The organism is Streptomyces sp. NPDC090445 (assembly GCF_044769385.1).
In the GTDB taxonomy this organism is placed as follows: Bacteria; Actinomycetota; Actinomycetes; order Streptomycetales; family Streptomycetaceae; genus Streptomyces.
Map to the genome: position 1 here is coordinate 1 of NZ_JBIVXV010000004.1, position 24,500 is coordinate 24,500.

General features: G+C 72.6%; 22 protein-coding genes. 16 read left to right on the forward strand and 6 right to left on the reverse strand.

Annotated elements, in window-relative coordinates:
- Window positions 1–338 precede the first annotated feature (338 nt).
- Window positions 339–1,334: a LuxR C-terminal-related transcriptional regulator gene (locus tag ACIQUT_RS10785; RefSeq protein ID WP_403561684.1), complete on the reverse strand. Its 996-nt coding sequence runs from the start codon at window positions 1,332–1,334 to the stop codon at window positions 339–341.
- Between the two features lie 211 nt (window positions 1,335–1,545).
- Between ACIQUT_RS10785 and ACIQUT_RS10790 the strand changes: the two genes are divergently transcribed.
- From ACIQUT_RS10790 to ACIQUT_RS10805, 4 genes are all read left to right on the forward strand, one after another.
- Window positions 1,546–1,857 (forward strand): hypothetical protein, encoded by a 312-nt coding sequence (locus tag ACIQUT_RS10790; RefSeq protein ID WP_403561686.1) that lies wholly within the window; start codon window positions 1,546–1,548, stop codon window positions 1,855–1,857.
- Between the two features lie 155 nt (window positions 1,858–2,012).
- Complete coding sequence (locus tag ACIQUT_RS10795) at window positions 2,013–2,177, forward strand: hypothetical protein (RefSeq protein ID WP_403561688.1); 165 nt, start codon at window positions 2,013–2,015, stop codon at window positions 2,175–2,177.
- Between the two features lie 294 nt (window positions 2,178–2,471).
- On the forward strand, window positions 2,472–4,121 hold the full coding sequence (locus ACIQUT_RS10800) for a CHAP domain-containing protein (protein ID WP_403561690.1): 1,650 nt from the start codon (window positions 2,472–2,474) through the stop codon (window positions 4,119–4,121).
- Between the two features lie 191 nt (window positions 4,122–4,312).
- Window positions 4,313–5,569 (forward strand): transglycosylase family protein, encoded by a 1,257-nt coding sequence (locus tag ACIQUT_RS10805; RefSeq protein WP_403561692.1) that lies wholly within the window; start codon window positions 4,313–4,315, stop codon window positions 5,567–5,569.
- A gap of 133 nt (window positions 5,570–5,702) precedes the next feature.
- Here ACIQUT_RS10805 and ACIQUT_RS10810 read toward each other — a convergent pair whose 3' ends face one another.
- From ACIQUT_RS10810 to ACIQUT_RS10830, 5 genes are all read right to left on the reverse strand, one after another.
- A complete protein-coding gene (locus ACIQUT_RS10810) occupies window positions 5,703–6,782 on the reverse strand; it encodes a 2-oxoacid:ferredoxin oxidoreductase subunit beta (RefSeq protein WP_403561694.1) in 1,080 nt (359 codons plus the stop codon).
- A complete protein-coding gene (locus tag ACIQUT_RS10815) occupies window positions 6,775–8,733 on the reverse strand; it encodes a 2-oxoacid:acceptor oxidoreductase subunit alpha (RefSeq protein WP_403561696.1) in 1,959 nt (652 codons plus the stop codon). The genes ACIQUT_RS10810 and ACIQUT_RS10815 overlap by 8 nt, the downstream gene beginning before the upstream one ends.
- A gap of 390 nt (window positions 8,734–9,123) precedes the next feature.
- Complete coding sequence (locus ACIQUT_RS10820; protein WP_403562468.1) at window positions 9,124–9,783, reverse strand: LuxR C-terminal-related transcriptional regulator; 660 nt, start codon at window positions 9,781–9,783, stop codon at window positions 9,124–9,126.
- A gap of 178 nt (window positions 9,784–9,961) precedes the next feature.
- On the reverse strand, window positions 9,962–11,353 hold the full coding sequence (locus ACIQUT_RS10825) for a sensor histidine kinase (protein WP_403562470.1): 1,392 nt from the start codon (window positions 11,351–11,353) through the stop codon (window positions 9,962–9,964).
- A gap of 115 nt (window positions 11,354–11,468) precedes the next feature.
- Window positions 11,469–12,638 carry a sensor histidine kinase gene (locus ACIQUT_RS10830; RefSeq protein ID WP_403561698.1) on the reverse strand — a complete coding sequence of 390 codons (1,170 nt, stop codon included), beginning with the start codon at window positions 12,636–12,638 and terminating at the stop codon, window positions 11,469–11,471.
- A 147-nt stretch (window positions 12,639–12,785) separates the two neighbouring features.
- Between ACIQUT_RS10830 and ACIQUT_RS10835 the strand changes: the two genes are divergently transcribed.
- The 12 genes from ACIQUT_RS10835 (at window position 12,786) to ACIQUT_RS10890 (ending at window position 24,497) form a co-directional block, all read left to right on the forward strand.
- Window positions 12,786–13,193, forward strand: a complete 408-nt coding sequence (locus tag ACIQUT_RS10835) for an NADH-quinone oxidoreductase subunit A (RefSeq protein WP_403561700.1) — start codon at window positions 12,786–12,788, stop codon at window positions 13,191–13,193.
- Window positions 13,184–13,771, forward strand: a complete 588-nt coding sequence (locus ACIQUT_RS10840; protein WP_403561702.1) for an NADH-quinone oxidoreductase subunit B — start codon at window positions 13,184–13,186, stop codon at window positions 13,769–13,771. Before ACIQUT_RS10835 ends, ACIQUT_RS10840 begins: the two co-directional genes overlap by 10 nt.
- Window positions 13,768–15,120, forward strand: a complete 1,353-nt coding sequence (locus ACIQUT_RS10845) for an NADH-quinone oxidoreductase subunit C (RefSeq protein WP_403561704.1) — start codon at window positions 13,768–13,770, stop codon at window positions 15,118–15,120. The genes ACIQUT_RS10840 and ACIQUT_RS10845 overlap by 4 nt, the downstream gene beginning before the upstream one ends.
- Window positions 15,117–16,076, forward strand: a complete 960-nt coding sequence (locus ACIQUT_RS10850) for an NADH-quinone oxidoreductase subunit H (protein WP_403561706.1) — start codon at window positions 15,117–15,119, stop codon at window positions 16,074–16,076. The genes ACIQUT_RS10845 and ACIQUT_RS10850 overlap by 4 nt, the downstream gene beginning before the upstream one ends.
- Window positions 16,073–16,696 carry a NuoI/complex I 23 kDa subunit family protein gene (locus tag ACIQUT_RS10855; protein WP_403562472.1) on the forward strand — a complete coding sequence of 208 codons (624 nt, stop codon included), beginning with the start codon at window positions 16,073–16,075 and terminating at the stop codon, window positions 16,694–16,696. Before ACIQUT_RS10850 ends, ACIQUT_RS10855 begins: the two co-directional genes overlap by 4 nt.
- Complete coding sequence (locus ACIQUT_RS10860; protein ID WP_403561708.1) at window positions 16,693–17,322, forward strand: NADH-quinone oxidoreductase subunit J; 630 nt, start codon at window positions 16,693–16,695, stop codon at window positions 17,320–17,322. The genes ACIQUT_RS10855 and ACIQUT_RS10860 overlap by 4 nt, the downstream gene beginning before the upstream one ends.
- Window positions 17,322–17,681, forward strand: coding sequence for an NADH-quinone oxidoreductase subunit NuoK (nuoK, locus tag ACIQUT_RS10865; protein WP_403561709.1), 360 nt, complete (start codon window positions 17,322–17,324; stop codon window positions 17,679–17,681). The genes ACIQUT_RS10860 and nuoK overlap by 1 nt, the downstream gene beginning before the upstream one ends.
- The gene (locus ACIQUT_RS10870; protein ID WP_403561710.1) at window positions 17,678–19,681 is read left to right on the forward strand and encodes an NADH-quinone oxidoreductase subunit L; all 2,004 of its coding nucleotides are present in this window, start codon (window positions 17,678–17,680) and stop codon (window positions 19,679–19,681) included. The genes nuoK and ACIQUT_RS10870 overlap by 4 nt, the downstream gene beginning before the upstream one ends.
- Before the next feature lie 38 nt (window positions 19,682–19,719).
- Window positions 19,720–21,291: a NuoM family protein gene (locus tag ACIQUT_RS10875; protein WP_403562474.1), complete on the forward strand. Its 1,572-nt coding sequence runs from the start codon at window positions 19,720–19,722 to the stop codon at window positions 21,289–21,291.
- 191 nt (window positions 21,292–21,482) lie between these two features.
- Window positions 21,483–23,012 carry an NADH-quinone oxidoreductase subunit N gene (locus ACIQUT_RS10880; protein ID WP_403562476.1) on the forward strand — a complete coding sequence of 510 codons (1,530 nt, stop codon included), beginning with the start codon at window positions 21,483–21,485 and terminating at the stop codon, window positions 23,010–23,012.
- A gap of 232 nt (window positions 23,013–23,244) precedes the next feature.
- Window positions 23,245–24,108 (forward strand): zinc metalloprotease HtpX, encoded by an 864-nt coding sequence (htpX, locus tag ACIQUT_RS10885; protein WP_403561712.1) that lies wholly within the window; start codon window positions 23,245–23,247, stop codon window positions 24,106–24,108.
- A complete protein-coding gene (locus tag ACIQUT_RS10890; RefSeq protein ID WP_403561713.1) occupies window positions 24,105–24,497 on the forward strand; it encodes a YccF domain-containing protein in 393 nt (130 codons plus the stop codon). The genes htpX and ACIQUT_RS10890 overlap by 4 nt, the downstream gene beginning before the upstream one ends.
- Window positions 24,498–24,500 lie beyond the last annotated feature (3 nt).

A 24,500-nucleotide genomic window follows, 5' to 3' on the forward strand; every position in this document is an offset into this window, starting at 1 on the left:
TCGGTCTTCTGATCGTGCGAGGACACGCGAGCGTACAGACCCAGACCACCGATGACCTCGGGCGTGGTGTTCGCGTCGATGTTCACCAGGATCGTCGCGGCCCGACCCGCTGAGCCGGTACCGGCAACATCCCCTCACGGAACCAGCGATACGCGGTCTGCGGATGCACGCCCTGCATCTTCGCCCATTCCGTCAGATTCACGCTCTGACAACGACACTCACTCATACATGGTTACGCTCACTTACCCGACTTCAAGGGCCAACAGGTGGAGACCCCAGAGGGGCTCCGGGCCTGCGGGCGTGGCGCAGCCCGGCGACAGGTCCCGCGGCGGCCGGGATCACGACGTGTGCGGGAGCCAGCCGCTCTGCACCGCGCGGGCACCGAACTCGAAGCGGCTGACCGCTCCCAGGCGTTCCATGAGGCCGTTGGCCACGCGGCGGGCCGTGCGCGGGGAGACCGCGAGGCGCTTGGCGATCGCCTCGTCCGTCAGGCCCTGGGCCAGCAGCCGGATCACCGTGCTCTCCTGCGCGGTGAGCGTGCTGCCGTCGCGCTCCGGCGCGGCCCCGAGCGGCTGCGCGGACGCCCAGACGTTCTCGAACAGCGCGCACAGTGCCGTCAGGGTGCCGTGGCCCGTGAGGATCACCGCGCCGGCCGCGCTGTCGTCGCTGCTGACCGGGATGACCGCCGTGGTCCGGTCGAAGACCATCAGGCGGGTCGGCAGGTCCGGCGCGGTCCGCACCTCACCGCCCAGCTCGGTCAGCCACGTCGCGTAGGCCACCGTGCCCTGGCTGTTGCGCACGCTGTCCTGGAAGAGGGACCGCATCCGCACGCCCCGGCTCAGCAGCGCCAGGTCGTTCGGCTTCGAGGCCTCCAGGGTCTGCGGCTGGTGGCCCCCGCCCGGGGCGAAGGTCATCAGCTCCGTCCGGAGCCCGTGGGCCAGGCCCGTGATCCTGGTCCGGATCTCGTCGAGGCCCACCAGTTGCTCGACCCCCGGGCTGGCGGCGGCCGGGGTCAGGTCCGCGAACTCGGCGATGAGCTGCGCGGCGGCCGCACGGGAGGCCTCGATGCGCAGCTGCTGGGCCGCCAGTTCGGCCTGCTGGCGGGCCATGAGGATTTCCATGCCGACCTCGGGCGAGACCGGGCGCAGCTCCCCGGACTGCTCGTAGGACGGGCGGATCAGGGCCAGTTCGCTGAGCGTGTCGAGGCTGCGTCTGACGTCGGTTTCGGGCGCGCCCAGGCGCGCGGCGAGGTCTTTCGCCCCGTCGCGCGGGTTGGCGAGCATGGTGCGGTAGACGGCCTCTGCGGTCGAGTCGAGGCCAAGGGCGGCCAGCACAGCGGTTCCCCCCGGTGTGAGCCTTGTTGATCAAGGTTTAGGCATCATCCCACGTCGCGGCAGGTGGGGACCAGCGTGTGGACGCTTCCGGCCAAGGCCCGAAGTGTCCTGAATGGTTCATCTCGCTGCGGGGCTTTCAGGCGCCAGAGTTGACCCCATGTATCTCGTCCACGTCGGCCTCAAGGGCCCCTTTCGTGCTGCCCAATTGCCCATGCTCACGGCGGGGTCGATGCTCGCCCTCGCCGCATCCGATGAGCACTGCCCTGTGGACCACGTCTCGGCACACGCGCACGCGATGCCCGACCCGGTGGTGGGCGTCTACGTCCTCGCGGAAAGCCTGGAGGCGGCCGAGCGGGCCGCGGAGGCCCTGTGCCGGCGTGCGGTCGAGGAGCTGGAGTCCCTGCGCGGCTGGACGGTCACCCGGGTCGGCGCCCCGCTCGTCGCGCCGTACTACGAGCAGCTCCTGCGGTCCCCTTCCGGCCTCGCTGGACGGATTGGGACAGGGCCGATTCCGTCCAGCTGAAAGCCCTTCCACCCCACTTGAGCTGCGACGAAGCTAGTAATCGCCAGCAGGGAGCAACACCGGAACCCGGCAGGCAACACCGGACGAAGCGTCACCGCGGGACGCGAGACCGGACACCGATCCAGCCGTCACACCTCAAGCAAAGGACCACTCCCATGCTGCGCAACCGTCTCGCCAAGGCCGCCGCGGTCACCTCCCTCGCCTTCGCCGCCCTCACCCCCGCCCTCGTGGGTCAGGCCACCGCCGACGAGACCCGCGTCACCGCCACCACCGCATGGGAGACCGCCCCGGCCGGCAAGTTCACCACCGCCTGGGAGTAGGAGCCGGCCCCGGGCCGCCAAGGCCCCGCCGTCGCCGCACCGCCCCGAACTTCCCGCACCGCCCCGAACTTCCCGCACCGCCCCGAACTTCCCGCACCGCCCCGAACTTCCCGCGCCACCCCGAACTTCCCGCACCGCCCCGGGCCCACCGTCCGCCGGCCTGACAGCTGCTCCTGCAGGGCAGCCGTCCCCCGCCGCCACGGCGCGCCCGACCTCTTCCGGCCTGCGTCAGGCCCACCTGCGGTAGTCCGCAGCACTCATCAGACTTCCCGAAACGCCCACAGGAGCTTCGCCATGTCCCGCTTCAAGGCCACCGCCATCCGCATCGCCTCTTCCTCGGCCCTGGCCGCGACCGCATTCACGATGGTCACCGCCGCCCCGGCGTCCGCCGCGACCCTCGGTGACAGCATCGCGGCGACGGCCCGCGCCGAGAACGGCAACGGGGCCTGCGCCCACGGCGGTTACGTCGGCGGCCCCAACCAGAACAGCAGCTGCAGCAACGGCCAGCGGACGCACGCCTGGTGCGCCGACTTCGCCGGCTGGGTCTGGGCCCGCAACGGGGTGAAGAACCTGGGCACCCTGAACGACATGGCGCTCTCCTTCTACACCTACGGAGAGAAGAACGGCACCCTCTCCAACACCCCGCACGTCGGAGACGCGGTGGTCTACAACTACGGCGGCGGCTACAGCGACGACCACGTGGCCATCGTGACCGGCATCTCCGGCGACAACGTGACCATCACGGGCGGAAACCAGGGCGGCTTCCCCGGCCACGTCAGCACCAACACCACCTCCAACTGGCGGGTGGGCCAGTCGCCGTGGGGTCAGCGGATCAGCGGCTACATCTCGCCCGCCGGCTCCAACGCCCCCTCCTACCCGAGCCCCTCCTCCCTGCCCGCCGGGACGCTCGTGAAGTCTCCGAACGGCCCTGAGGTGAAGGTGATGATCAGTGGTGCGGGCATCCCGGTCGCGGCCTCCGACGTCACGCCGGACAAGTACGACCTCAGCAAGATCGTGCTCGTGGACGACTCGGCCTTCCGTTCCCTGGCCAGCGCGCCCCCGGCCGGCACCGTGGTCCACGACCAGGCCGGCGGCAACGAGCGCTACGTGGTCGTCGACGGCGCCGCCCTGCAGATCGGCGCGGCGGACTGGACGGCCGCCGGCTACAACGGCCGGCCGGACATGGGCGTCCCGACCGCCTGGCTGCAGAACGCCAAGCAGCGCACGCTGACGACCGGCATCGTGGTCATGGACCAGACCGGCAAGGACTCGGGCCGCTACGCCATCGTGGAGGGCGCGGCCCTCCACATCTCGGCCGAGGAGTGGACCGCCAACGGCTACAACGAGCAGACCCTCATGGGTGTCCCCGGCGAATGGCTGAAGGGCGCCATCGCCAAGTCCCCGGCCAACGGCACCGTGGTGATGAACCAGTCGGGTGCCGACATCAACCGCTACGTGATGGTGAACGGTGCCGCGCTGCACATCTCGGCCTCCGAGTGGACGGCGAACGGCTACGACCAGCGCTCGCTGATGGGTGTTCCCGGGACCTGGCTCGCCTCGGCCGTCTCGAAGCAGATCGCGAACGGCACGGTCGTCAAGGACGCCTCCGGCAAGGACGCCACGGTGTTCGTGATGGCGGGCGGCAAGGCGGTGCCCCTGACGTACGCCGACTTCACCGGCCTGAGCTACGACAAGCGCCCCCTGAACGGTGTCCCGGCCGAGTGGCTGACCGGCGCCAAGGCGAAGGCCGCCCCGGCCGACCACACGATGCTGCTGTCCCCGGCCAACAACACCGTCTGGGAGGTCGTGGCCGGCAAGAAGCGGGCGATGACGGCCGACGAGTTCGGCGAGGGCAAGCGCAGCTTCCACGACGTGGTCTCCGTCCCGACCGTCTTCGCGGACTCGCTGCCGACCGCCTCCACGGACGCGCTGCCGACGGTCTGATCCCCGGTCAGAAACATCCCGGCCAGAAGCATCCAGGCCAGGAGCATCCCGGCCGGTAGCACCACTGCTCCACCACCCGAAGCGCCACCCCTTGAGCCGCCCGGCCCCCACCGGCCGGGCGGCTCGGGCCCGCCTCGCCCCGTGCCCCGCGCACCCCACCGCCTTCCAGACCACGCCCCGAGGACGCCGTCATGAGTTCCGCAGCCCGCAAGAAGTCCGCCCTCGCGATCACCGCCACCGCTCTGATCGCCCTCGCCGCCCCGCTCGCCGCAGGCACCCCCGCCTCCGCCGCGTCCGTTTCGACCTGGGACAAGGTCGCCCAGTGCGAGGCCAGCGGGAACTGGCAGATCAACACGGGCAACGGCTACTACGGCGGCCTGCAGATATCGATGTCCACCTGGCGCGCCTTCGGCGGTACCCAGTACGCCGCCTACCCGCACCACGCCACCAAGCAGCAGCAGATCCTGACGGGCGAGAAGATCCTGGCCGGCCAGGGCCCGGGCGCCTGGCCGTCCTGCGGCCGCGCCTCGGGTCTCGGCTCCGACCACGCGGACCCGTACCCGGCCGCCCCCACCTACCCGAGCCCCTCCTCGCTGCCCGCCGGGACGCTCGTGAAGTCGCCGAACGGCCCCGAGGTCAAGGTGATGATCAGTGGTGCGGGCATCCCGGTCGCGGCCTCCGACGTCGCCCCCGACCACTACGACCTCAGCAAGATCGTTCTGATCGACAGCGCGGCCTTCAACGGCCTTCCGAGCGCGCCCCCGGCCGGCACCGTCGTCCACGACCAGGCCGGCGGCAACGCCCGCTACGTGGTCATCGACGGCGCGGCGATCCGGATCGGCGGGGAGGACTGGACCGCCGGCGGCTACAACGCCCGCCCGGACATGGGCGTTCCGACGGCCTGGCTGCAGGGCGCCGCCCAGCGCACCCTGTCGAACGGCCGCGTGGTGATGAACCAGTCGGGTGCCGACAACAACCGCTACGTGATGGTGAACGGTGCCGCGCTGCACATCTCGGCCTCCGAGTGGACGGCGAACGGCTACGACCAGCGCTCGCTGATGGGTGTTCCCGGGACCTGGCTCGCCTCGGCCGTCTCGAAGCAGATCGCGAACGGCACCGTCGTCAAGGACGTCTCGGGCCAGGACCCCACGGTGTTCGTGATGGCCGGCGGCAAGGCCGTGTCCCTGACGTACGCGGACTTCACCGGCCTGAGCTACGACAAGCGCCCCCTGGAGGGCGTCCCGAGTGAGTGGCTGACCGGCGCCAAGGCGAAGGCCGCCCCGGCCGACCACACGATGCTGCTGTCCCCGGCCAACAACACCGTCTGGGAGGTCGTGGCCGGCAAGAAGCGGGCGATGACGGCCGACGAGTTCGGCGAGGGCAAGCGCAGCTTCCACGACGTGGTCTCCGTCCCGACCGCCTTCGCGGACTCGCTGCCGACCGTCTGATCCGGCCCCGCCCGCCCGGAGCGACACGAAGGGCCGGCCTCCACTCTCCGAGGGAGTGGAGGCCGGCCCTTCGCGGCGTGCGGGTCAGCCCTTGCCGACCGCCGACAGGATCTCCTGGCGGCGTGGCCGTGGCTCAGCCGACGACCGTCCAGGTGTCGTTGCCGGCCAGCAGGGTGCCCAGGTCGCCCTTGCCCTTGTTCTCGACGGCCGTGTCCAGCTGCTCGGCCATGCGCGTGTCGTAGACCGGCCGCTCCACGCTGCGGAACACCCCGATGGGCGTCCGGTCCAGCGTGTCGGGGTCGGCCAGCCGGGACAGCGCGAACGCGGTGGTCGGGCCGGCGGCGTGCGCGTCGTGGACCAGGATCCGCGCCTCGTTCTCCGCGGTCACGTCGACGACCTCCAGGTCGCCGGTGGCCGGATCGCGTACGACGCCCTTGTGCCCGTCGGCGCCGAAGCGGATCGGCTGCCCGTGCTCCAGGCGGATCACCGCCTCCTCGGCCCGGTCCTTGTCCTTCAGGGCGTCGAAGGCGCCGTCGTTGAAGATGTTGCAGTTCTGGTAGATCTCCACGAGCGCCGTGCCCGGGTGGTCCGCGGCCGCCCGCAGCACCTCGGTCAGGTGCTTGCGGTCGGAGTCGATGGTGCGGGCCACGAAGGACGCCTCGGCGCCCAGGGCCAGGGACACCGGGTTGAAGGGTGCGTCCAGCGAGCCCATCGGCGTCGACTTGGTGATCTTGCCGAGCTCGGAGGTGGGGGAGTACTGCCCCTTGGTCAGCCCGTAGATCCGGTTGTTGAACAGCAGGATCTTCAGGTTGACGTTCCGCCGCAGGGCGTGGATCAGGTGGTTCCCGCCGATGGACAGGGCGTCGCCGTCACCGGTGATGACCCACACCGACAGGTCGCGGCGCGAGGTGGCCAGCCCGGTCGCGATGGCCGGGGCCCGGCCGTGGATGGAGTGCATCCCGTACGTGTTCATGTAGTACGGGAACCGGGACGAGCAGCCGATCCCGGAGACGAAGACGATGTTCTCCCGGGCCAGGCCCAGCTCCGGCATGAAGCCCTGCACCGCGGCCAGCACCGCGTAGTCGCCGCAGCCCGGGCACCAGCGGACCTCTTGGTCCGACTTGAAGTCCTTCATGGACTGCCCGGTCGCGGCCTTCGGCACCAGGGAGAGCAGGGTCGGCGCGTCGGTCACCCCGGTCGTTGACTCAGTCATTGACGGCCTCCTTCAGAACCTTCGCGAGCTGCTCGGCCTTGAACGGCATTCCGTTGACCTGGTGGTACGACTCCGCATCGACCAGGTACTTCGCGCGGAGCAGGGTCGCGAGCTGCCCGAGGTTCATCTCCGGCACCACCACCTTGTCGTAGCTCCTCAGGACCTCGCCGAGGTTGCCCGGGAAGGGGTTCAGATGGCGCAGGTGGGCCTGCGCGATGGGCAGCCCGGCCGCCCGCAGCCGCCGGACGGCGGCCGTGATCGGGCCGTACGTGGAGCCCCAGCCGATGACCAGGGTCCGGGCGCGGTCCGGGTCGTCGACCTCCACGTCGGGGACGTCGATGCCGTCGACCTTGGCCTGCCGGGTGCGGACCATCAGGTCGTGGTTGGCCGGGTCGTAGCTGATGTTGCCCGTGCCGTCCTGCTTCTCGATGCCGCCGATCCGGTGCTCCAGGCCCGGTGTGCCCGGGACCGCCCACGGGCGGGCCAGGGTCTGCGGGTCGCGCTTGTACGGCCAGAAGACCTCGGTGCCGTCCGCCAGCTCGTGGTTGGGTCCGGCCGCGAACCGCACCCGCAGGTCCGGCAGCTCCGACACCTCCGGGATCCGCCACGGCTCGGAGCCGTTGGCGAGGTACCCGTCGGAGAGCAGGAACACCGGCGTCCGGTACGTCAGCGCGATCCGGGCCGCGTCCAGGGCGGCGTCGAAGCAGTCCGCCGGGGTGCGCGGGGCGACGACCGGCACCGGGGCCTCGCCGTTGCGCCCGTACATGGCCTGGAGCAGGTCTGCCTGCTCCGTCTTGGTGGGCAGGCCCGTGGAGGGGCCGCCGCGCTGGATGTCCACGATCAGCAGCGGCAGCTCCAGGGAGACTGCGAGGCCGATGGTCTCGGACTTCAGCGCCACACCGGGCCCGGAGGTGGTGGTCACGCCGAGGCTGCCGCCGAAGGCCGCGCCCAGCGCCGCGCCGATGCCGGCGATCTCGTCCTCGGCCTGGAAGGTCCGTACGCCGAAGTTCTTGTGCCGGCTCAGCTCGTGCAGGATGTCCGAGGCCGGGGTGATCGGGTACGAGCCCAGGTAGAGCGGCAGGTCGGCCTGCCGGCTCGCGGCGATCAGGCCGTAGGCCAGGGCCAGGTTCCCGGAGATGTTGCGGTAGGTGCCGGTCGGGAAGGCGCGGGTGGCCGGGGCCACCTCGTAGGACACCGCGAAGTCCTCGGTCGTCTCGCCGAAGTTCCAGCCCGCGCGGAACGCGGCGACGTTCGCCTCGGCGATCACGGGCTTCTTCGCGAACTTCCGGCGCAGGAACGACTCGGTGCCCTCGGTCGGCCGGTGGTACATCCAGCTGAGCAGGCCCAGCGCGAACATGTTCTTGCTGCGCTCGGCCTCCTTGCGGGACAGCCCGAAGTCCTTCAGCGCCTCGATCGTCAGGGTCGTCAGCGGCACGGGGTGGATGTTGTAGGCGCCCAGCGAGCCGTCCTCCAGCGGGGAGGTCTCGTATCCGACCTTCGCCATCGGGCGTTTCGTGAATTCATCGGTATTGATGATGATCTCCGCGCCGCGCGGCACATCCCCGATGTTCGCTTTCAGCGCCGCCGGATTCATCGCGACCAGGACGTTCGGGGCGTCGCCCGGCGTCAGGATGTCGTGATCGGCGAAATGCAGCTGGAACGAGGACACGCCCGGCAGGGTTCCGGCAGGGGCGCGGATTTCGGCGGGGAAGTTCGGCAGAGTGGAGAGGTCGTTCCCGAAGGACGCCGTCTCCGAGGTGAACCGGTCGCCGGTGAGCTGCATACCGTCACCCGAGTCACCCGCGAACCGGATGATCACCCGATCGAGGCGGCGCACTTCCTTGCCGCCGCCGCCCGGGCCCGGGGGCGTCCGCTGCTCGCCGAGAAGGGCCGTCTCGGCCCCCTCGGCCCCGTCGGCCTGCTCCGCTGGGCTACTGACCTGGCTGGTCACTGAACTGGACCTCCTTCGAGGCTCGGCGTTCTCCGTTCCCACGGCCAACCCTACGTCGGTACGCCTGCCCTTATGGGGAACGTTCATACTCCGGGCCGTCTTCCGGGAGGCGGTCGGCCGACGGAATTCCTCGGGATTTCGGCGGATTCACCGGGATTCCCGGATTCCGTTTCCCGGTGCCGTGCGGGAAAGCACGGGAGCCCGATGGTGTGAGCCCCGTGCGGCCGGAAGTGGTACCCCGGTAGCTGACAGGGTGTCAGTCGATCAGGGGTCGGGACAAGGCCGGACCGGGGGCCGGACCGGGGGCCGGGGCCGGGTGCGGCCGGGAGCCGGAGGCGGACCCCCGGACCCCGGACCCGGCCCCGGCCGGCGGCCCCGGACCGGCGGCCGTCAGGACCGGAGGTAGGTCAGTACCGCGAGGACGCGGCGGTGGTCGCCCTCGCTCGGCGACAGCCCGAGCTTCATGAAGATGTTGCCGACGTGCTTCTCCACCGCCCCGTCGCTGACCACCAGCTGCTTGGCGACCGCCGAATTGGTCCGGCCCTCGGCCATCAGGCCCAGCACCTCCCGCTCGCGCGGGGTCAGCCCGGCCAGCACGTCCTGCTTGCGGCTGCGGCCCAGCAGCTGGGCGACCACCTCGGGGTCGAGGGCCGTGCCGCCGCCGGCCACGCGGACCACCGCGTCCACGAACTCGCGCACGTCCGCCACCCGGTCCTTGAGCAGGTACCCCACCCCGGTACTGGATCCGGCCAGCAGTTCGGTGGCGTACTGCTCCTCCACGTACTGCGACAGCACCAGCACCCCGATGCCCGGGTACGCGCGCCGCAGCCGTACGGCGGCCCGGACCCCCTCGTCGGTGTGCGTCGGCGGCATCCGCACGTCCGCGACCACCACATCCGGCAGGGCGTCCTCCGCCGCGAGCTCCGCCACCGTCTTGACCAGGGCCTCCGCGTCCCCGACGCCCGCGACGACGTCATGCCCCCGGTCGGTCAGCAGCCGGGTCAGACCCTCCCGCAGCAGCACCGAGTCCTCGGCTATGACCACCCGCACCCTGTCTTCCACGATTCAGCAGCTCCCGTGTCCACACGTTCCGGCGATGTACTCCGACCGGGCCAAGCATTCCAGCCCGGGCGGGCGGACGCGGTGTGTGCGGATCGGCGAGTGGAAGCGGAGGAGGGCCTTCCTGGGAGTGGGGTCAGGCCCCGGGAGCGGGGTCGGCGGGTGCGGGTCAGCGGGTGCGCCAGGGCAGCTCGGCGGTGACGGTGGTGCCGCCCCCGGCGGGGGAGTCCACGACCAGCACCCCGTCGACGGCGTCCAGCCGCTCGGACAGCCCGGCCAGCCCGGTGTCCCCGGTCCCGGTCCCGCCCCCGGCGCTCGCCCCGCCGCGCCCGTCGTCCGTGACCTGGATCAGCAGCCGGTCCCCCGACTTCCACACGTCGACGCCGGCGGTGCGGGCGCGGGAGTGCTTGCCGATGTTCTGGAGGAGTTCGGAGACGGTGAAGTAGGCGATGCCCTCGATGGCGGCCGCAGGCCGTTCCGGGAGGTCGACGGCGACCCTGACGGGGACGGGGCAGCGGGCGGCGACCGCGGAGAGGGCGGCGTCCAGGCCGCGGTCCGTGAGAACCGCCGGGTGGATCCCCCGCGCCAGGTCCCGCAGCTCCCTCAGGGCCAGCTTCACCTCGCCGTGCGCCTCGTCGACCATGCGGGCGGCGGCCTGCGGGTCCTCCTGCAGCTTCTCCTTCGCCAGGCCCAGGTCCATCGCCAGCGCCGCGAGCCGCGCCTGCGCCCCGTCGTGCAGGTCGCGCTCGATGCGCCGCAGGTCGGCGGCCGCGGTGTCCACGACCACCCCCCGGTCCGACTCCAGCTCGGTCACCCGGTGGTCCAGCCGCGAGGGGCCGAGCAGCCCGGCCACGAGCAGCCGGTCGACGGCGGTCAGCGCACGGAACACCCACGGCACGGCCAGCGTCAGGACCAGCCCGGCCAGGAAGGACAGGGTGATCTCGGCCGACGAGTCCAGGTGCAGGGTGTAGTCGCCGTTCTGGAACAGCTGCAGCCCCGGCTGGTCCGTGTACGCAGGGAAGACCCAGAACCACAGCGGGTACAGCAGGAGCGACCAGGCGCACGACCACAGCACCAGCGCCAGGCAGAACGCGAACACCGCCCACGGGAACCAGACCACCGCGTACAGCGCGTGCCGCCAGGCGCTCCCGCTGCCCAGCAGCGCGCCCATGGCGCCGAGCGCCCCGCCCTTGCGCGCCCGGACCGGCCCCGGAGCGGCGACGGAGGCCCCCAGCAGGCCGCGGACCCGGGCCCGCTCGACCCGGCCGAACCCGCGGCACATCAGGAGCACCCCGGCGAGCACCGGCACCCCGAGGAAGGTGACGAGCAGCCCGGCGCCCAGGGACAGGCCCGTGATCGCGAGCGAGAAGTACACCGTGCTCAGCGGCAGCGAGAGCAGCAGGTACCCGAACTCCCGCCAGGTCCGCCCCGAGACCGGGGCCCACAGGACCCGGCCGAGGCCCGTCCCGCGGAACCCCGCGGCACGCGCGGCCCCTGCCGCCCCTGCCGTTCCCGTTGTCCCCCGGGCTGCCGCCCCGTCCGTCGCACCGCCGCCGACCATCTCCCGCCCGCCCTTCCCTCGTCCGGTCACCCCTCAACCCTGGTGCCCGCGGCCCCGCCGGACCATGCGGCACGTAGGCCTGTCCGCAGGGGGGTTAACCCCACCCGCCGCAGGTTCAGCCGCGGGCGCGCCACGGCAGCTCCGCCGTGACCACCGTCCCCTGCCCCGGCGGCGAGTCCACGACGAACACCCCGTCCACGGCGCCCAGCCGCTCCGCGAGCCCGGCCATCCCCGTCCCCCCGGAAGGCACCGCCCCGCCGCGGCCGTCGTCGGACACCCGGATCAGCAGCCGGCTGCCGGACTTCCACACGTCGACGCCGGCGGTGCGGGCGCGGGAGTGCTTGCTGATGTTCTGGAGGAGTTCGGAGACGGTGAAGTAGGCGATGCCCTCGATGGCGGCGGCGGGCCGTTCCGGGAGGTCGACGGCGACCCTGACGGGGACGGTGCAGCGGGCGGCGACGGAGGACAGCGCGGCGTCCAGGCCGCGGTCGGTCAGCACCGCCGGGTGGATCCCGCGCGCCAGGTCCCGCAGCTCCTGCAGCGCCAGCTTCACCTCGCCGTGCGCCTCGTCCACCATCACCGCGGCCGCGTCCGGGTCCTCCTGCAGCTTCTCCTTCGCCAGGCCCAGCCCCATCGCCAGGGCCACCAGCCGGGCCTGCGCCCCGTCGTGCAGGTCGCGCTCGATGCGCCGCAGGTCGGCAGCCGCGGTGTCCACGACCACGCCCCGGTCCGACTCCAGCTGCGCGATCCGCCGCTCCAGCTCGTCCGAGGGCGACAGCAGGCCCCGTACCAGCGCCCGGTCCACGTTCGTCAGCGCCCGCGCCACGTACGGCAGCGCCGGCCACAGCACGAACAGCCCGACCAGCGTTACCGTGAAGGTGAGCACTCCCCACGGCAGCCGTACCAGCTCGTAGAGTGCGCTCCGCCAGGCCACCGGGTCCTTGACCGCGCTGAACAGCCAGGGGAAGAACCCGCCGGCCCGCCCCGGACCCGGCAGCGGCGTCGGCTCCTCCACCCGCACGCCGAGCAGCAGCCGGGCCCGCGCCCGCTCCAGCCGTCCCAGCTGCCGAGACCCGGCCAGACCGAGGACGAGCAGCGGAAGACCGACCACGGTCACGGACAAACCACCCGCAATCGACAGCGCGGCCACGGTGTAGACGAACCCGAGCAGGGCGGCCGGGAGGTTGACCAGCAGATGGGCAACCTCCTTCCAGGCAGCGGCTCCCAGGGGCGCGCGCACGGGAGGAGGGCAGTCGTCATCGGGGGCCCGGGTGTTCATGGTCATGCGGCACAGCCTGCCAATCCCGCCGGGCCGGTGCCATGGGGAGGCCGGGCCACGGTAAACGGGGGATAACCCCACCCCGTGTGAACCAGGCCCTAGACTCCCGTCCGTACCAGATCGTCGACAGTGGCCAAGGAGCGAGGAACGGACGTGCCCGACCCAACGGTATCGACCGTAACCGTGCTCGCGGCGGACTATTTCCGGAGTTATTCGGTCGTCGGCCTGCTGGCCGTGCTCGGTGTGCTCTTCGTGGCCGTCGCCTTCGGCGCGGGCCGCCTGCTGCGCCCGGTCGTCCCGACCCCCGAGAAGCTGCTGACGTACGAGTGCGGTGTCGACCCGGTGGGCGAGGGCTGGGCGCACACCCAGGTCCGCTACTACGTCTATGCGTTCCTCTACGTGATCTTCGCCGTTGACTCGATCTTCCTCTTCCCGTGGGCGACGGTCTTCGCCGCCGCCGGCTACGGCGCCGTCACGCTCGTGGAGATGTTCATCTTCCTGGGCTTCCTGGCTGTCGGCCTGCTCTACGCGTACAAGAAGGGCGTCCTGGAATGGACGTGACACCCGAGCCCCAGCTGCTCCCCGAGCCCCGCCGCCTGGGAGTGCTGTCCCGGCTGGCCCCCGAGCCGATGAAGGTCGTCCTGAACTGGGGCCGCCGCTACAGCCTGTGGGTCTTCAACTTCGGCCTCGCCTGCTGCGCGATCGAGTTCATCGCCGCCTCCATGGCCCGGCACGACTTCATCCGGCTCGGCGTCATCCCCTTCGCGCCCGGCCCCCGCCAGGCCGACCTGATGATCGTCTCCGGCACCGTCACCGACAAGATGGCCCCGGCCGTGAAGCGGCTGTACGAGCAGATGCCGGAGCCCAAGTACGTCATCTCCTTCGGTGCCTGCTCCAACTGCGGGGGCCCGTACTGGGACTCGTACTCCGTGACCAAGGGCGTCGACCAGATCATCCCCGTCGACGTCTACGTGCCCGGCTGCCCGCCCCGGCCGGAGGCGCTGCTCCAGGGCATCCTCAAGCTCCAGGAGAAGATCGCCCGCGAGTCGCTCGCCGAGCGCTACGCGCAGGGGCCGTCGGTCGCCCAGCTCACCAGCGGCCTGGTCACGCCCCCGCCCGCCCCGGGAGCCGGCGCATGAACCTCTACGACTCGCTCCCCGACGCCGCCGCGACCGTCTTCGGACCGGAGGCCGTGGCCGAGGTCGCGTACGACGTCCTCACGGTCGACGTGCCCGTCGGAAGCTGGATCCCCGCCCTGGAGATCGCCCGGGACAAGCTGGGCTGCACCTACTTCGACTGGCTGAGCGCCGTCGACGAGCCCGGCACCGGCTTCCGCGTGTGCGCGCACGTGGTCTCGCTGGAGAACCGCCGCGTACGGCGGCTGCTGCTGCGCACCACCGTCCCGCACACCGCGCCCTCCCTGCCGTCCGCCGTCGCGGTCTACGCCGGGGCGGCCTGGCACGAGCGCGAGACGTTCGAGATGTTCGGGGTCGTCTTCACCGACCACCCCCACCTGGTGCCGCTGCTGCTGCCCGAGAACTTCGAGGGACACCCGCTGCGCAAGGACTTCGTCCTCGCCGCGCGCGTCGCCAAGGCCTGGCCCGGCGCCAAGGAGCCCGGCGAGGGCGCCGACGCCGAAGGCGGCCCCAAGCGGCGGCAGATGCTGCCGCCGGGCGTCCCCGACCCCAACGACTGGGGCCCGCTCAAGGGCCAGCTCCCGCCCGCCCCCGCCCGCCCGGCGCGCACACCGCGCGCCGCGGGCGCGGGCGCGGCCGCCCGGACCCCGCGCGAGGGCGCCCCGGTCCGGCGGACCCGCTCGGTGGCACAGGGCTCGGCGAGCCAGGCCCCAGAAGGCGCCGGAACCGCCGCTCCGGACGCGGCCGCCGAGGCTCCGGCCGCCCGGCCCGTGCGGCGTACGCGGTCGGCTGCGGACGGCTCGGCGAGCCAGGCGGCGCCTGCCGCCGGTGCCGCGGATGCTGCCGCGGCCGAGGCTCCGGCTGCCCGGCCGGTGCGGCGTACGCGGTCGGCTGCGGACGGCTCGGCGAGCCAGGCGGCGCCTGCCGCCGGCGCCGCGGAGGCTGCGGGTGCGGCTGCCGAAGGGGCCGGGGCTCCGGTGCGGCCCGCGCGCCGGATGCGGTCCGCCGCCGACGGGTCCGCCAGTCAGCCTGCCGGGGCTACCGGGACTACCGGGGCCACCGAGGCCACCGAGGCCACCGGGGCCACCGGGGTCACCGGGGTCACCGGGGTCACCGAGGTCACCGGGGCCACCGGGGCCACCGGGGCCGCGGGCGGTGAGCGGAAACCGGCCGCCCGGCGGAGCTCGGACGCCCCGTGGCACGACCCGAAGCCCGCCTTCGGCGAGGACGAGCCGCCGGCCCGCCGCGACCGCACGGCAGCCGGACCCGGCCCGGACGCCACTCCCGAGACCACTCCCGAGACCACTCCCGAGACCACCCCCGACACCGGAGACACCGGAGGCGACGCGTGAACGACGTAATCGACGTCGCCCTGCGGCTGCTCGTCGTCTTCGCCGTCTTCCTCGTGTTCCCGCTCGTCGTCGGGCAGACCGAGCACAAGGTGATGGCGCACATGCAGGGCCGCCTCGGCCCCATGTACGCCGGCGGCTTCCACGGCTGGGCCCAGCTCATCGCCGACGGCGTGAAGTTCGCGCAGAAGGAGGACGTGGTCCCGGCCCGGGCCGACCGCCGCATCTTCCAGCTCGCCCCCGCCGTCGCCCTGCTCCCGTACCTCCTCGTCCTCATCGCCATCCCCATCGGCCCCGGCGAGGGCGCGGTCGGGCAGGTCATCGACGCCGGCCTGTTCTTCGTCCTCGCCGTCATGGGCGTCGGCGTCCTCGGCAGCCTGATGGCCGGCTGGGCCTCCGCCAACAAGTTCTCCCTGCTCGGCGGCCTGCGCACCGCCGCCCAGCTGCTCGCGTACGAGCTGCCCATGCTGCTCGCCGCCGCCTCCGTCGCGATGGCCGCCGGGACCGTGTCCCTGCCCGGCATCGTCGACGCCTTCGAGTGGTGGTGGCTGCCCTGGCAGATCACCGGCGCGCTCGTCTTCTTCACCGCAGGCCTCGCCGAACTCCAGCGGCCGCCCTTCGACATGCCCGTCGCCGACTCCGAGATCATCTTCGGCGCGTACACCGAGTACACGGGCCTCCGCTTCGCCCTGTTCCTGCTCGCCGAGTACGCCGGCATCGTCGTCCTGTGCGCCCTGACCACCGTCCTCTTCCTCGGCGGCTGGCACGGGCCCTTCGGCGGCGGCTGGGGCTGGACCCTGCTCAAGACCGCCGTCCTCGCCTTCGTCGTGATCTGGCTGCGCGTCAGCTACCCGCGGCTGCGCGAGGACCAGCTCCAGAAGCTCGCCTGGACCACACTCATCCCGCTCGCGCTCGCCCAGATCGCGCTCACCGGCATCGTGAAGGTGGCGATCAGCTGATGCCCATCCCCGGATCCGGCCTCGCCAAGGGCCTCGCCGTGACGCTGCGCACGATGACGAAGCGCTCGCACACCGCCCAGTACCCCGACGTGCAGCCCGAACTGCCGCCCCGCACCCGCGGGGTCATCGCCCTGTTCGAGGAGAACTGCACCGTCTGCATGCTGTGCGCCCGCGAGTGCCCCGACTGGTGCATCTACATCGACTCCCACAAGGAGACGGTCCCCGCCGCCGCCCCCGGCGGCCGCGAGCGCAGCCGCAACGTCCTCGACCGCTTCGCGATCGACTTCTCCCTCTGCATGTACTGCGGCATCTGCATTGAGGTGTGCCCCTTCGACGCCCTGTTCTGGTCGCCGGAGTTCGAGTACGCGGAGACCGACATCCTCGAACTGACCCACGAGCGCGACAAGCTGCGCCAGTGGATGTGGACCGTCCCGGCCCCGCCCGCCCTGGACCCGGCGGCCGAGGAGCCCAAGGAGCTCGCCGCCGCCCGCAAGGCCGCGGAGAAGGCCGAAGCCGCGGCCGCCGCGGCAGCCGCGGCCGAGGCCGCAGGCCCCGCCGCTCCTTCCGGCCCCGCCGCGCCCGAGACCGGTGCACCGACCCCTGGGGAGGCAGACGCGTGACCCCCGCAGCCACCACCCTGGCCGCCGCCGCGACGGACGCGGCCGACCGCGGGTTCCTGTCCCCGACCGGCGTCGAGATCGCCTTCCTCCTCGTCGGCCTCGCCACCCTCGGCGCGGCCGTCATCACGGTCACCACCCGCCAGCTCGTCCACGCCGCCCTGTGGCTGGTCGTCGCGCTCGGCGGGATCGCCGTGGAGTACCTGCTGCTCACCGCCGAGTTCATCGCCTGGGTCCAGGTCCTGATCTACCTCGGCTCCGTCGTCGTCCTGCTGCTGTTCGGGCTGATGCTCACCAAGGCGCCCATCGGCCGCTCCCCGGACGCCGACTCCGGCAACCGGTGGGTCGCGCTCGGCGTGGCCGGCGTCGCGGCCGCCGCCCTCGTCTGGGTCGTCGTCGACGCCTTCCGCACCACCTGGATCGACCTCGACGGACCCGTCCAGGGCTCCACCAAGGTCTCCGGCGAAATCCTCTTCCAGCACTGGGTGCTGCCCTTCGAGGCGCTCTCCGTCCTCCTCCTCGCCGCCCTCATCGGCGCCATCGTGCTGTCCCGCAAGGACGCCCCTGCGGCCCCCGCCGGCACCGCCACCCCGGCCCCTGCCGCCACCAGCGACAAGGGGACGAGCTGATGCACCTCGCCTACCCGGCCGTGCTCGCGGCGCTGCTGTTCTGCACCGGCCTGTACGGCGTCCTCGCACGCCGCAACGCCATCCTGGTCCTGATGTCCGTCGAGCTGATGCTCAACGCCGTCAACCTCAACCTGGTGGCCTTCGACGTCTGGCTCCGCGACACCCTGCACGCCGGCCAGGCCCTCACCCTCTTCACCATCGCCATCGCCGCCGCCGAGATCGGCATCGGCCTCGCGATCGTGCTGATGGTCTACCGCAACCGCGGCACCTCGGACGTCGACAGGCTGCGCGACACCGCCGAGGGCCACGAGCCCGTCCCCGCCGACACCCCGCACTCCCGGAGCGAGGCCACCGCGTGAGCACCACGACCCTCGCCGTCCTCGTCCCCCTCCTGCCCTTCCTGGGCGCCGTCGCGGGACTCCTCCTCGGCCGCACCGCCCCCGGCTTCGTCCGGCCGCTCGCCGTCCTCCCGGCCCTGGCCTCGACCGTCCTGGCCGTGCTCGTCGCCGTCCGGCAGGGCGGCGGACAGCCGATCGAGACCGCGACGCAGCTCACCCCGACCGGCTCCGTGCCGATCGACCTGTCGCTGTACCTGGACGGCTTCGCCGTGCTGACCGCCGTCCTGGTCGGCGTCGTCTCCACCTGTGTCCAGCTGTACTCGACGGCGTACCTGCGCGAGGACCCGCGCTACCCCTCGTACGCCGCCCTCGTCTCCCTGTTCACCGCCGCCATGCTGGTCGTCGTCTACACCGGCGACCTGATGGTGCTGCTGGTCGGCTGGGAGATCATGGGCATCTGCTCGTACTTCCTCGTCGGGCACTACTGGGAGACCGAAGCGGCCCGCTCCGCCTCCCTCAAGGCCTTCCTCGTCACCAAGCTCGGCGACGTCCCCTTCCTCATCGGCCTGTTCGCCCTCGCCACCGACGCCGGCTCCTTCCAGATCACCGAGGTCCTGGACGCCGTCGCCGCCGGCAGGCTCGACCACCCGACGCTGACCGCGCTGCTCCTGCTCGCCGGCGTCGCGGGCAAGTCCGCGCAGTTCCCGCTGCACACCTGGCTCCCCGACGCCATGGCCGGCCCCACCCCGGTCTCCGCGCTGATCCACGCCGCGACGATGGTCGCCGCCGGCGTGTACTTCGTCGCCCGGCTGCTGCCCGTCTTCACCGCCTCCGCGGCCGCGCTCGTCGTCATGGCCGCCATGGCCGCCGTCACGATGATCGGCTCGGGCCTCGCCGCCCTGGCCCAGGACGACATCAAACGCGTCCTCGCCTACTCCACCATCGGCCAGCTCGGCTACATGACCGGCGCCCTCGCCGTCGCAGACCGCGGCGCCGCCGTCTTCCACCTCCTGTCCCACGGCGCCTTCAAGGCGCTCCTCTTCCTCGGCGCCGGCGTGATCATCCACGCCGCCGGCACCAACTCCCTGGCCGCCATGGCCCGGATGGACGGCCTCGCCCAGCGCATCCCCGACGCCTTCTGGACCATGACGATCGGCCTGCTCGCGCTCGCCGCGATCCCGCCGTTCGCCGGCTTCTTCTCCAAGGAAGCCGTCCTCGTCGCCGCCGAGCGGGCCGCCGCCGGGCACACCGAGTCCGTACCCGGCGCCGTCGGCTGGCTCGTCCTCGTCGCCGGACTGCTCACCGCACTGCTCACCGCTGCCTACGCCACCCGGCTGTGGCTGATGGCCTTCCGCGGCAAGGGCGCCCCCGCCCCCGACCACGGCAGGGAGCCCCTCGCCATGACGGGCGTGCTGTGGCTGCTGGCGATCCCCTCGGTCGTCTTCGGCCTCGCCGCAGTCCCGCTCGCCGACTGGTTCGACGGCGGGCAGCTCACCCCGACCCCGGCCACCCTGCTGCTGAGCACCGGCGCCGCCGCAGTCGGCGCCGTGCTCACCTACGCCCTGTGGCAGCGCGCCGCCGCCCGGGCCGCCGCCGGCGCCTACCGGGAAGCCGCCGTGCCCGCGGCCGTCGCCGCCGCGGAGTCCGCCGCCGAGACCCCCGAGGTCGCCGAGGTCACCCACGACCACCCCGCCGTCCCGGCCGGCCCCGCCCCCGACCCCGGGCCCGCGCTGCTCGGACCGCTCCACCGGCACGCCGCCGTCGGCTTCCACCTCGACGCCGTGTACGACCGGCTCTTCGTCCGCCCCGTCCGCGCGGCCGCCGGCCTCGTCCGCTTCCTCGACCGCGAGGTCGTGGACACGTACGTCAGCGGCGCGGGCGCCGGCCCCCGGCTGCTCGGCAGCCTCGTCCGCCGCGCCCAGACGGGCAACGTGCAGAGCTACCTGAGCGCCCTGTTCGCCGGAGCCGTGGTGCTGGCGATCGCCACCGCCGTCCTCGCCAACGTCAACGCCGGATCGTGAGCCGTGAGTCAGCCGTGATCGATATCAGCCCGACCGTGATGCAGTTCCTCCTGGTGTTCGCCGTGGCCGCACCGCTCCTCGGCGCCGCCGCGGCCCTCCTCCCGGCCCCGCCCGGACTCAAGGGCCGCAGCCCCGAACAGGCCGTGCTCCGCCACGGCGTGACCGTGACCGGAGCGGTCCTCGCCGCCGCGCTCGCCCTCACCGCGGGCTTCGACCACGGCACCCCCGCCCGCTTCCAGGCGACCACGGACATCAGCTGGATCCCCGCCCTGCACGTCCGGATCCACCTCGGCATCGACGGCATCTCGCTCCCCCTCCTCGCGATGACCGCGCTGCTGTTCTTCCTCTGCGCGCTGTACAGCTACTTCAAGCTCCCCGCAGGCCCCTCCCCGAAGGCCTTCGTCGCGCTGCTCCTCGTCCTGGAGTCCGGCACCCTCGCGACCTTCGCCGTCCTCGACCTGCTGCTGTTCTTCCTCGCCTTCGAGATGGTCCTCATCCCGATGTACTTCCTCATCGCCCGCTGGGGCGGTGCTCAGCGGCAGGCCGCCGCCTGGAAGTTCATCCTGTACACCCTCCTCGGCTCCGTGGTCATGCTGCTCGGCCTGCTGCTGATCGGCCTGAACAGCGGCACCTTCGACATGGTGGCCCTCGCCGCCGACAACGGCCGCGGACTCTCGCACACCACCCAGCTGCTGGCCGCCCTCTCCATCGGCATCGGCCTCGCCGTGAAGACCCCGATGTGGCCGCTGCACAGCTGGCTGCCCGACGCCCACACCGCCGCCCCCACCGTCGGCTCCGTCCTGCTGGCCGGCGTCCTGCTGAAGATGGGCACGTACGGGTTCGTACGGATCCTGCTGCCCGCCACCCCCGACGGCATGGCCGCCCTCGCCCCGTACCTGGGCGCGTTCGCGGCCGTCGGCATCGTCTACGGATCCCTCGCCTGCCTGTGGCTCGCCCGCAAGGGCAACAAGGGCGACCTCAAGCGGCTCATCGCCTACTCCTCCGTCGGCCACATGGGCTTCGTCCTCCTCGGCATCGCCTCCATGACGCCCACCGGGGTCAACGGCGCCCTGTTCGCCAACATCGCGCACGGCCTGATCACCGGCCTGCTCTTCTTCCTCGTCGGCGCCCTCAAGGACCGCTACGGCACCGCCGACCTCGACACCCTCGCCGGAGCCACCGGTGCCGCCCTCTACGGCCGCGCCCCCCGCCTCGGCGGGCTGCTCGCCTTCGCCGCCGTCGCCTCCCTCGGCCTGCCCGGCCTGGCCGGGTTCTGGGGCGAGATGCTGGCCCTCTTCGGCGCCTTCGACCCGGCCGAGGGGCTGTCCCGGCCCGCCTTCCTCACCTGGATGGCCCTCGGCGCCTTCGGCACCCTGCTCACCGCCGCCTACCTGCTGATCGTCGTACGGCGCGTGTGCATGGGCGACCCCGCGCAGCAGCCGCGGACCGGGGCCGGCGCCGTGCCCGCCGTCGCGGACGTCCAGGGGTACGAGTTCGCCGCCTGGACCCCGCTCGTCGCCCTCACCGTCCTCGCCGGGCTGTGGCCCGCGGTCCTCCTCGGCCTCACCGATCCGGCCGTCCAGAAGCTCCTCGCGGGAGGCAACGCATGACGGCCCTGAACACAGCCGCGGCCATGGCCCCGGCCACGGTCCCGTCCACGGCCATGGCCCCGTCCACGGCCACCGCCGCCGATGCCGCGGTCGGCGCCGCCGACGCCTCGGCCACCGCCGCCGACGCCGTGGTCACCGCCGCCGACGGCTCCGCGGCGAGCCTGGTCCAGAGCGTCGACTGGCTCGCGATCATGCCGGTGGTCATCCCCGCCGCCGTCGCCCTGGTCGTGCTCGTCGCCGACCTCTTCCTCGCCGAGCGCCGCAAGCCGCTGCTCGGCTGGGCCTCCGTGGCCGGCCTCGCCGCCGCCACCGCCTCCCTGCTGCCGCTGCGCGCCGGCGACCGGGCCACGTTCTGCCTCACCGGCGACCCGGCAGCCTGCAGCTACACCGCCGACCACTTCACCCTGGTCATCCAGTTCCTGGTGCTGGCCGGCGCCCTCGTCACCGCCCTGCTCTCGGTCACCGCCGTCCGCGACGCGCGCATGCCGGCCGGCGAGTACTGGTTCCTGCTCCTGTCCTCCGCCGCCGGCGCGGCCCTGCTGCCCGCCTCCCGCGACCTCGCCACGCTGATCGTCGCCCTGGAGGTCGCCTCCCTGCCCGCCTTCGCCCTCGTCGGCATGCGCCGCGGCGACCGGCTCTCCTCCGAGGCCGCCCTCAAGTTCTTCCTGTCCTCGGTCACGGCCACCGCCGTCTCCCTCTTCGGCATCAGCCTCGTCTACGCCGCCACCGGCTCCCTGCACCTGGTCCAGGTCGCCGACCGGCTGGAGGACGTCCCCGGGCAGCTCGACACCCTCGCCATGGCCGGTGTCGCGCTCACCCTCGTCGGCTTCGCCTTCAAGACCGCGGCCGTGCCCTTCCACTTCTGGGTGCCGGACACCTACGTCGGCGCGCCGCTGCCCGTCGCCGGCTACCTGTCCGTGATCGGCAAAGCCGTCGGCTTCACCGGCCTCATCCTCGTCACCGTCATCGCCTTCCCGGCGTACTCCGACGTCTGGGGCCCCGCCCTCGCCGTCCTCGCCGCGCTCACCATGACCCTCGGCAACGCCGCCGCGCTGCGCCAGTCCGCCGACCGGCCCGGCGGCGCCGTACGGCTGCTCGCCTGGTCCTCCGTCGGCCAGGCCGGCTACCTGCTCGTCCCCATCGCCGCCGCCGCGTACTCCGGCCGCGACCAGATCGGCTCCACCGTCGCCTACGCCCTCATGTACGGCGCCGTGAACCTCGGCGCCTTCGCCGTCGCCGCCCTCGTCGGCCGCACGAAGCCGCTGCAGCGGATCAGGGACTACCGCGGCCTGTACGCCGAGCGGCCCGCCGCCGCCCTCGCCCTGGCCTTCTTCCTGCTCTGCCTGGCCGGCCTGCCACCCGGCATCATCGGCCTGTTCGCCAAGGTCGCCGTCTTCGGCTCCGCCGTGGACGCCGGCCTGGGCTGGCTGGCCGTGGTCATGGCCGTCAACGTCGTCATCGCCCTGTACTACTACCTGCGCTGGACCGCGGTGCTCTTCCGCGCCCCGGAGCCGCTCCCGGCCGCCGGGGCGACGGACGCGGGTGCCGCCGCCGGGGCGGGCGCCGGGCCGGCCGCCCCGGACGCCGCCGCGGGGGGCCCTGCCGGGACGCCGTGGCCCGTCGTCGTCGCGATCGCCGTCACGGCCGCCGTCTCGGTGGTGCTGTCGGGCGACCCGCAGCTGGTGCTGCGCTTCGCGGCGGGCGGCCTCTTCCCGCTGTAGCCGCGGCCCCGCTCACCCGCTCACCCGTTCACCCGGACGGAGCAGCGCCCGCCCGAGCCGTGCCGCCCCGCCCGCCGGGGCGGCCGCGGCACCGGCGCGGCGGCCCCGGCGGTCCCGGCGGCCCCGGCGGCCGGGAACCAGACGCCCTCACCTCGCGTTGACCAGGAAGGAAGGGTCCACTGGACCGTGGGCCCCCGCGAGGACCCCTGCCGCACGATTTGGAGGGCGTACCGTGCACCGCCGGCACAACGGGCTGAAGACCGCCGTACTCCTCGGCGGGCTGTCCGCACTCATCATCTTCATCGGGAGCCTCTTCGGGCGGGGCGGCCTGATCATTGCCGTCGTCGTCGCCCTCGCCACCAACGCGTACGCGTACTGGAACAGCGACAAGCTGGCTCTACGCGCGATGCGCGCCCGCCCCGTGAGCGAATTCGAGGCCCCCGCGCTCTACCGCATGGTGCGCGAGCTCTCCACGTCCGCGCGCCAGCCCATGCCCCGGCTCTACATCTCGCCCACCGACGCGCCGAACGCCTTCGCCACCGGCCGCAACCCGCGCAACGCCGCGGTCTGCTGCACCGAGGGGATCCTGCGCATCCTCGACGAGCGCGAGCTGCGCGGGGTCATCGGCCACGAACTGAGCCACGTCTACAACCGCGACATCCTGATCTCGTCCGTCGCCGGAGCACTTGCCTCCGTGATCATGTTCCTGGTGAACTTCGCCTGGCTCATACCGATCGGCCGCTCCGACGACGACGAGGGACCCGGCATCCTCGGCTTCCTGCTGGTCATGATCCTGGGCCCGCTGGCCGCGTCCGTGATCCAGCTGGCCATCAGCCGGTCCCGCGAGTACGAGGCCGACGCCTCCGGCGCCCAGCTCACCGGAGACCCGCTCGCCCTGGCCGACGCCCTGCGCAAGCTGGACGCCGGCGTCAAGCAGCGCCCCCTGCCCCCCGAGCCCAGACTGGAGACCGCGAGCCACATGATGATCGCCAATCCGTTCCGCCCCGGCGCAGGTCTTTCTAAGATGTTCTCCACCCACCCTCCGATGGCCGAGCGCATCGCCCGGCTCGAACAGATGGCAGGCCGCAGTCAGTGAAGACCATCCTCAACATCATTTGGCTCCTGCTCAGCGGCATCTGGCTGTTCCTCGGCTACTGCCTCGCAGGCGTGCTGCTGTGCATCACCATCATCGGCATCCCGTTCGGCATAGCGGCGTTCCGCATCGCGGTCTACGCCCTGTGGCCCTTCGGGTACACCACGGTCGAGCGCCACGACGCGGGCGCCGGATCCTGCATCGGCAACGTGCTGTGGCTCGTCCTGGCGGGCTGGTGGCTGGCCCTGGGCCACATCGCGACCGGCATCGCGCTGTGCATCACGATCATCGGCATCCCGTTCGGCATCGCCAACTTCAAGATGGTCCCGCTCTCCCTGCTCCCGCTGGGCCGCGAGATCGTCCCCACCGACGCCCCGTTCGCGTCCCGGTAAGCC

Excerpts from the sequence above, each read along its gene's own strand:
- ACIQUT_RS10800 (WP_403561690.1), top strand. The coding sequence starts at position 2,472 with ATGTCCCGCTTCAAGGCCACCGCCATCCGCATCGCCTCTTCCTCGGCC.
- ACIQUT_RS10810 (WP_403561694.1), bottom strand. The coding sequence starts at position 6,782 with ATGACTGAGTCAACGACCGGGGTGACCGACGCGCCGACCCTGCTCTCC.
- ACIQUT_RS10880 (WP_403562476.1), top strand. The coding sequence starts at position 21,483 with ATGCCGGTGGTCATCCCCGCCGCCGTCGCCCTGGTCGTGCTCGTCGCC.
- ACIQUT_RS10840 (WP_403561702.1), top strand. The coding sequence starts at position 13,184 with ATGGACGTGACACCCGAGCCCCAGCTGCTCCCCGAGCCCCGCCGCCTG.
- ACIQUT_RS10805 (WP_403561692.1), top strand. The coding sequence starts at position 4,313 with ATGAGTTCCGCAGCCCGCAAGAAGTCCGCCCTCGCGATCACCGCCACC.
- ACIQUT_RS10790 (WP_403561686.1), top strand. The coding sequence starts at position 1,546 with ATGCTCACGGCGGGGTCGATGCTCGCCCTCGCCGCATCCGATGAGCAC.
- ACIQUT_RS10795 (WP_403561688.1), top strand. The coding sequence starts at position 2,013 with ATGCTGCGCAACCGTCTCGCCAAGGCCGCCGCGGTCACCTCCCTCGCC.
- ACIQUT_RS10845 (WP_403561704.1), top strand. The coding sequence starts at position 13,768 with ATGAACCTCTACGACTCGCTCCCCGACGCCGCCGCGACCGTCTTCGGA.
- ACIQUT_RS10830 (WP_403561698.1), bottom strand. The coding sequence starts at position 12,638 with ATGACCATGAACACCCGGGCCCCCGATGACGACTGCCCTCCTCCCGTG.
- ACIQUT_RS10825 (WP_403562470.1), bottom strand. The coding sequence starts at position 11,353 with ATGGTCGGCGGCGGTGCGACGGACGGGGCGGCAGCCCGGGGGACAACG.
- ACIQUT_RS10875 (WP_403562474.1), top strand. The coding sequence starts at position 19,720 with ATGCAGTTCCTCCTGGTGTTCGCCGTGGCCGCACCGCTCCTCGGCGCC.
- nuoK (WP_403561709.1), top strand. The coding sequence starts at position 17,322 with ATGCACCTCGCCTACCCGGCCGTGCTCGCGGCGCTGCTGTTCTGCACC.